This is a genomic window from Paenibacillus monticola (assembly GCF_009664975.1).
Taxonomy (GTDB): domain Bacteria; phylum Bacillota; class Bacilli; order Paenibacillales; family Paenibacillaceae; genus Paenibacillus_AQ; species Paenibacillus_AQ monticola.
Window position 1 is genome coordinate 1 of sequence record NZ_WJXB01000033.1, and the last position, 900, is coordinate 900.

At 50.8% G+C, this 900-nt stretch carries 2 tRNA genes and 3 rRNA genes; all 5 read left to right on the top strand.

Annotation, left to right across the window (positions count from 1 at the left end):
* Window positions 1-120, top strand: a 16S ribosomal RNA gene (locus GJB61_RS30990); the annotation flags it as partial.
* Window positions 121-247: 127 nt separating this feature from the next.
* A 5S ribosomal RNA gene (gene rrf, locus GJB61_RS30995) occupies window positions 248-364 on the top strand.
* A gap of 42 nt (window positions 365-406) precedes the next feature.
* A tRNA-Ile gene (locus tag GJB61_RS31000) sits at window positions 407-483 on the top strand.
* 22 nt (window positions 484-505) lie between these two features.
* Window positions 506-581, top strand: a tRNA-Ala gene (locus GJB61_RS31005).
* 192 nt (window positions 582-773) lie between these two features.
* Window positions 774-900, top strand: a 23S ribosomal RNA gene (locus GJB61_RS31010); the annotation flags it as partial.

Consider the following 900-nt stretch of genomic DNA (forward strand, 5'->3'; position numbering starts at 1 on the left):
AACACCCGAAGTCGGTGGGGTAACCCGCAAGGGAGCCAGCCGCCGAAGGTGGGGTAGATAATTGGGGTGAAGTCGTAACAAGGTAGCCGTATCGGAAGGTGCGGCTGGATCACCTCCTTTCTATGGAGAATCGTTTCCTGTAACGGAAACATTCGAACAGAAGCCGCAAGGCTTCTAGTGAACCCTTAGGGTTTGCACACACTCACTCGTTGCTCAGTTTTGAGAGAGCAAGTCTCTTTCGTATGCGTTTGGTGGCGATAGCGGAGGGGTTCCACACGTACCCATCCCGAACACGACCGTTAAGCCCTCCAGCGCCGATGGTACTTGGACCGAAGGGTCCTGGGAGAGTAGGACGTTGCCAAGCGCACCCTTATGATTAACCTCATAAGATGCATTGATTGAATAAGGGCCTTTAGCTCAGCTGGTTAGAGCGCACCCCTGATAAGGGTGAGGTCGGTGGTTCGAGTCCACTAAGGCCCACCATTCAAATTTCATAACCTATTATGGGGCCATAGCTCAGCTGGGAGAGCGCCTGCCTTGCAAGCAGGAGGTCAGCGGTTCGATCCCGCTTGGCTCCACCAAAACTTTTTAAACTGTATAATTGATTCACCTTGATCCTTGAAAACTGAATACCGAAACGAATTTGCGTTTTAGAACATTTTATCTGTCGCTTGTGTAAACGAGCGAAAGTGTAATATGGCTTAGCGAAGGTTTTCGATTGTGCAAACAACCGAAACTGGAGCTGTACGATATTTTCCTAACGGAAAAATCGAGGTTAAGCTAATAAGAGCACACGGAGGATGCCTAGGCGCCAGGAGCCGACGAAGGACGTGGCGAACAACGAAACTGCCTCGGGGAGCTGTAAGCAAGCTTTGATCCGGGGGTGTCCGAATGGGGAAA